The following is a 6403-nucleotide window of genomic DNA, read 5'->3' on the forward strand; positions in this document are numbered from 1 at the left end:
TCAACTAACTAACATTTTATGTAAAGAAAAGGAATGATGCTACGATCATCCATCCACCAACGATTAATCCAAATACTCCTAGTTTCCCTTGCTTAGGAGCCAATTTTGCTCTTAATTCGTTTGCCTTTTCTTTAGCAGCTTCATTTTTGGATAAGAAAAATTTATTGATAAGACCAAATCCTAACATAAATCCTAATACTGCAGAAATGATGTTTCCAGCCAATAAGGTTACCCACCAAATAGGGTATGTAGTAAGCCATCCTAGATTAAGGATCGCTGAAATAATTCCCCAAACACCCCAGAAACAGAAAACAAGTCCTATCCATCCTTGATAAGGTTCGATTTTTTCTAAAAGTTCTTTTGCGTTAGGTTTTTTTGAAAGCAATAATGATGGTACTGCTAAAATACTTAATAAAATTAATGAGATTCCCCAGATCATATCTTTATGGTTTTATAGGGTTAGTAATTAGTTTAATGCTGTGTTTTGATATAATGTTGATCAAAAACTACGGTACAAAGATGAAGGATATATCAACTGAAAGGAACACCTTTTATGGTGAAAATCAGTACCCTGAAAACAGTGAGTGTTAAGAAAAAGAAATTATTAGAGAAGGTTTTTTTGCAGTTTAATTGACTAATTATCAATTTTTTATAAAAAATAATAAAGTGCTTAAAAATTTTTAAGGTTAGTGGTTTTTTGTTGGTTTTCAGCGTTATTTAATCAGAAGAAGTACAATATTAGATGACAGTTACGATGATTTCTTGTTCCTCCATCATGATATGAAGTAAAACCAATATGACAAGGCGACTTTTTCGGAAGTCCTTGAAATTCTTCTTTCTCCACGACAGTTTCAATAATTTCTTTTATAATGAAATAATATACAAAAATAACTTCTTGATAATCATCAATAATCGTTTCTCAAGGATTTTCACCATCTACATCAAAGTAAGTTCTAAAAAACGTGTCGTTATTTATTGCCAAGTCATTCTTTATGCAATCTTGATCAAAAGCTGTTTCAAAATCATTGTCAGGCATAAAGTCAACTTCAATATTGCTTCCATACTTATTCCAACATAGGTATATCACACCAATTTCATCAATGTCTTTGTTTTTGAGTCTTTCTAAGCTCACTTTACTAAAAAACGTTGTCAAGCTAGTTAAACAATTATGAGCTTGTTCTTCCCAATTTATTTTCGCTAGCGTTAATTTATTTGATTCATTTCTCTAACTTTAGATTGGATGAGATTCTTAACAGTATCGAAATCTTCAGAATTTTTTTTAAACTTCTAACTTTTTCAGATATGACTGTTCAGAATTTTTGCTGTGAGAAGTTATCTTCATTTTTTAGTTTTTAAAATTGTTATTTCAATCTTTTTCTGTAGGTAAAGTTGTGATGATCCAATGATTACTGCCTTTGATACTTTCAACGGCTACTTTCTTAAGTTGATAATCCTCCCCAAAGAATAATTTACCATCAAGTTCAGTAAGCATATTGTAATTACCTTTGAAGTTATTTTTTTTTGCATAGGTTTCTAAAAGTGTTTCTAAGCTTTCTAAACTCAATCGTCTATCCTTTTCTGCAATCCATTTTAAAGGAAAACGACCGCTAGTTTTGTATTTTATAATTACACTATTACTCTGCAAAGATTTGTCTTCGTAAGGAAGAGAATTTGTTTTTCTAAAAATACAGGATGCCCCACCTCCATTGAAAATCTCTTGAGTGGTGAATACCGTATCCCTAGTTGCTCCCTTTAAAACCTCCTTTATTCTAAAAGTAAATGTATGAGAATCGTGCCTTTTTCCCGTTGAATGAATATCTATCAGCTCGGCAACTGCGATGACATATTCATCGGATTGCAATTCTTGTCCTAACATAGGGTAATAAAAATTTAATAAAATTATAAATGTTATTTTCTTCATAGACACTTTAAGCTTATCACAGATTACTTATTGGTATATCTCTTATAGTGCACCTTATTTCAATTCTAACAAATTAAATCGAGCACTTTATTTCTTAGCTTCAAAAAAGGAAAAAACTTGATGTTCTTCCTAAAATTCACTGGTAATTATCTATTAATCCAAAACCAACAACGCCTTCCCACTCCCTTGATTTGTATGTTATTCTGGTATTATGAATTAACATTGCTTAATTTCATTAATGCCTTTTTTCAATTAATAAAAGTTGTTGTGTGATGTGTTTTTCTTAACTGTTAGTGGAGTAAACTTGGAATCTGCTTATTCAACCAAACTGTGAATTTCTCTAAAAATCAGATAAGGATATCCTGAGTTTTATGGACATCCTTATCTGGAGTTTACACTAAAGACCGTTTTCTAGTGTTTCAATTAGACCTTCCGTTCTTTCTTCTACTTCTCTTATATTATATGTTGCAGAATGATCTAAGGTTAAGGTTTTATTTTCTGAGTTTGACCAAGAATTACCGTTAGCAATATCAGCTTCATTTTTGATAACAATCTTATTAAGACTTTCATTGATTGCTTCTTTACTCATATCATCTTCACAGATTGTTGTAAGTGCTTCCATCAGTGGAGTAAAATAAATTTTTGTCTACCCGTCCAAATAAAATTGGCTGTAGCCATCTTTAGTAAGGCTATTCCAATCTACTTCATAATCAAAAGATTTACCAGCTATTTCATTAATCTCTTTTGTAAGTTCTGGATAATTCGTCTCTTGAAATTGTTTTGCTATTCTTTTTTCTGCTAGTCCCATTTTCTGGATTTTTTATAATTATCAAATTAAAATTTTGATTCTATTTGTTTTTGAAGCTCGTCTGCTAAATTAGATTTGAACTTTTTGTTTAAATTCATTTGTATTATGAGTTTATTCTCATTTTCTAAAGAAACCATAAGTTCCTTTTCACCATCTTCTATGATTACTTTATCCAAAAGTTGTAATGTTTCAAGACCTATATCATCTTTAGATATTGATGCAAATGTTTGTTTTAAAACGAGTATCAACTGTTGCATTTGATGTTTTATCAAATCGGTAAGCTCTGCTGCTTTTAAAATATTTTGATGAAGTATGAAATCATATGATTTCTTACAACATTCTTCTAATTCTGCCCAGTTTTTCTTTAGCTGAAATGAAGTAGGCATATCTTCTTTTGGTATGGTGAAATAAGCACCATTTGTTAGGATGTCCCATACAAGTTCAGGTTTAGTAACTTGAAGACTTGTTATATGGTGTAATTGACAATATAAAATAGAATTCGAATTAGAAATTAAAACAGAATTCCCATTTTCATCTAATTTTATGGGTTTACCAATAATTTGAAATCCATTAGATTGACTTACGCTCACACTGATCAGCTCAGTATTATCTTGTTCTATAGCTAATTTATTAGATGTAACTATTTTTTTTAAAATTGCAATAGGTTCGGCTACTTCTATCTTTTGTAAAATCGAGTTGAGTTCCATGTTCTTGTGAGTTTTATAATGATAGTATTGAAAAATACCGATATAAAGGTCCTAGTTACAAACCCTTTTGAAAACACCTTTTGTAGTGAAAATAGATACCCTGAAAATGGTGACGTACGAGTTGTTTTAAAAACTTAATTTTGTACAATCGAAAACTACTGTAAAAATATAAATCACACTATGGATATTCGTGAGCAGATTAAAACTGAACTTATAGAAAGCTTTGCGTTATTTTCCGATTCAAAATACACGGGTCATACTCCTTTGCGACCGGTTGCAAAAATAGTTTATGCAGCACAAGGAGAAATCACTTCTCCTCCTGATTTAGATTTTATGGGGTATGGAGGAGGTTCTCAGGGATCATCCTTTAGCGCTTGCGGAGTTTTGGATTTAGCATCATTTTTTCCACTTAATGAAGAAGGGGATTATTACGCAAGTGAAGATGAAGATTATATTGAGAAATGTTTTCTAGATGCTTACACTGCAGTTTTAAGCGGCTTGAAAGTTATTGCTACTAGTGATGCGTTTCAGAAAATACCAAAAGAAGGCTCAGTAGTATTTGGTTTACAGTTAATAGATCAGTTTTCTAAAATTATTTGCCGGATTCATCCGGATGGTGAAGTAGAACTACCTCCTAAAAAAGAGTAAACGTTGAAGTGCATTATTACTGCTTAATTGATACTTGTTGTACAACGAAGAATGATGTTAATCACCCGAATTAAACTCTTATTTGAAAAATCATACCCTGAAAACAGGGGATGTTTGCTATTGAAAAACACTGTTTTTGGTGAAGTCAAATTCACAAAATGCTGTTAATTTTGTCTGGGAAATAAGGAATTTAAAGTCAGTTAAATTATGATGAAAAAGGGGAAGCTTTCGATTATAATAAGTTTTGTGCTCGCTAATTTGTTTTTTATTCCAGTCCATGCACAGCAGTACTATCCGGCGAGTTTTGATATAGCCACTCTTAATGGTACAAACGGATTCAGAATTCCAGGTATTGATCCGGGATCTCAATTTGGTGCTGAGACTAAATTTATTGGTGATATTAACAACGATGGTTTTGAAGATATCGCTTTAGGTGTTAATAATGCTGATATTAACGGACTCGATCTGGCCGGAGCTGCATACATTATATTTGGGTCTAATACTGGATTTCCTGATGTCTTCGATATAACGACTCTAGATGGAACTAATGGTTTTGCTGTTGAAGGTCTTGAAGGGAGCACACGGATGGGAGATTCTGTGGAAGGATTAGGGGATATAAACGGGGATGATATTGATGACTTAGCTATTGGTAGTTCAGGTGATATTATGGTAATTTATGGGAAGATAACTCCATTTAACCCTACCTTCAATATTGATTATGCTGATGGAGTTGACGGTTTCTTAATACAAGGAGCAAATACAGCCAATGAGATAGCCAATCTCGGCGACATTAATGGTGATGATATTGATGACTTTGCAATTGGTAGAGCTTCTTTTTCTGCAGCAGTATGGGTGATTTTTGGAAGATCCCAGAGTTTCCCATCAACTATTAATGCATCTTGGCTAGATGGTAATAATGGTTTTGCGATTGAAAGATATTCTTCTTCTTTAATTCCTGGGTTTCTGGTTGGTGGAGCTGGAGATATTAATTCAGACGGTTATCAGGATATTATTGTTGGTGATTGGTCCATAAACTCTGGAAGTTTCCTTGAAAGAACACATTTATTATATGGAAGAGAGAATTATAGTCCTAGAATAAACCTAGAAACATCTCCGACCAATGAAGTTTTTACAATTGATCATACAGGAGGTAACTTTTTAGCATTTACAGGTGGTTTAGGAGATGTCAACAATGATGGTATCGATGATTTCTTTGCCGAGACTGCCGCTATTTTTGGTAGAGCCTCTACGAATCCCTTTCCATCTAATATACCCTTAGCTAGTGTTTCTGATGGAACTTATGGATTTATTTTGCCCGGACAATTGACTTCGGCTTCTATTGGCGATGTTAATCAAGATGGGATAGATGATTTTATTTCGTGTTATAGAGGAGGTTCAGGTAATGATAGAGATATGTATGTGGTGTTTGGTAGTACTACCGGTTTTCCTAATCCTATTGATGATACTACACTTAATGGATTAAATGGTTTTATAGTTCCTGGTTTTAGAACCTCAAACATAGGAAGACCTGTTAGTGGAGGAGGAGATTTCAATGGAGACGGAATAGCAGATTTTATCATGGGTAGCCCTAGTGAAATACCTGAAGGAAGTAGCGATAGAACGGGTGAAGCATATGTTGTTTTTGGAGGAGATCATTATACAATGCCATTGAATAATAGTTATCCTCAAGCTATAAATGAAACTACTTCTGGGTTTACCCTAGTAGTCAATGGACCCGAAGCCGGAACGATTCATTTTGCTGTTTATCCTGGTAATTTTTCAGGCCTTGTCGATCACAATGATGTGCTCAATGGTACAGGATCAACATTGAATGGAGATTTTTTAATGAATTTAGAAAATACAGATGTTACAGAGGTTATTTCGTCTCTAGCTCCCGGTACAACGTATGATGTGTATTTATTCTTAGAAGATGCTTCAGGAAATCGGGGAGAAATTTATCATATAAATGATGTAACAACATTATCGAATTCTGATACTGAAGCTCCAACAGCAAGTAATCCTTCACCAATTGATGTACAATGCTCAGCTGATGTGCCTGATCCAGATATTGAAGTGGTAACCGATGAAGCAGATAATAGTGGGGAACCGCCAGTAGTAGCTTTTGTGAGTGATAATAGTGATGGCAATAGCAATCCGGAAATTATTACAAGAACCTATAGCGTGACCGATGAAGCCGGTAATAGTATCAATGTTACACAAACAATTACAATAAACGATACGGCCAATCCAACGGCCAGTGACCCAGCATCTATTTCGGCACAATGTAGTTCTGATATTCCATCACCGGATCCCACCGTG

8 protein-coding genes are annotated in these 6403 nt (G+C 33.5%); 2 read left to right on the top strand and 6 right to left on the bottom strand.

Features of this window, described 5'->3' with window-relative positions; translation table 11 throughout:
• Nucleotides 1-16: 16 nt before the first annotated feature.
• From ACWGOQ_RS22585 to ACWGOQ_RS22610, 6 genes are all read right to left on the bottom strand, one after another.
• Nucleotides 17-439, bottom strand: a complete 423-nt coding sequence (locus tag ACWGOQ_RS22585; protein WP_027393777.1) for a hypothetical protein — start codon at nt 437-439, stop codon at nt 17-19.
• Between the two features lie 480 nt (nt 440-919).
• Nucleotides 920-1132, bottom strand: coding sequence for a hypothetical protein (locus ACWGOQ_RS22590; RefSeq protein WP_452060012.1), 213 nt, complete (start codon nt 1130-1132; stop codon nt 920-922).
• A 234-nt stretch (nt 1133-1366) separates the two neighbouring features.
• A complete protein-coding gene (locus ACWGOQ_RS22595) occupies nt 1367-1921 on the bottom strand; it encodes a hypothetical protein (RefSeq protein ID WP_452060013.1) in 555 nt (184 codons plus the stop codon).
• 397 nt (nt 1922-2318) lie between these two features.
• Entirely contained in the window at nt 2319-2543 is a 225-nt protein-coding gene (locus tag ACWGOQ_RS22600) for a hypothetical protein (RefSeq protein ID WP_452060014.1), read from the bottom strand.
• 24 nt (nt 2544-2567) lie between these two features.
• On the bottom strand, nt 2568-2729 hold the full coding sequence (locus tag ACWGOQ_RS22605; RefSeq protein WP_452060015.1) for a hypothetical protein: 162 nt from the start codon (nt 2727-2729) through the stop codon (nt 2568-2570).
• 26 nt (nt 2730-2755) lie between these two features.
• Complete coding sequence (locus tag ACWGOQ_RS22610; protein WP_452060016.1) at nt 2756-3436, bottom strand: hypothetical protein; 681 nt, start codon at nt 3434-3436, stop codon at nt 2756-2758.
• A gap of 180 nt (nt 3437-3616) precedes the next feature.
• Here ACWGOQ_RS22610 and ACWGOQ_RS22615 point away from each other — a divergent pair, with 180 nt between their 5' ends.
• Both ACWGOQ_RS22615 and ACWGOQ_RS22620 read left to right on the top strand, forming a co-directional pair.
• Nucleotides 3617-4084: a hypothetical protein gene (locus tag ACWGOQ_RS22615; protein ID WP_452060017.1), complete on the top strand. Its 468-nt coding sequence runs from the start codon at nt 3617-3619 to the stop codon at nt 4082-4084.
• A 207-nt stretch (nt 4085-4291) separates the two neighbouring features.
• Nucleotides 4292-6403: HYR-like domain-containing protein (locus ACWGOQ_RS22620; RefSeq protein ID WP_458202872.1), on the top strand; the 2112-nt coding region annotated here is incomplete at its 3' end.

The sequence above is a fragment of the Aquimarina ulvae genome (assembly GCF_053613295.3).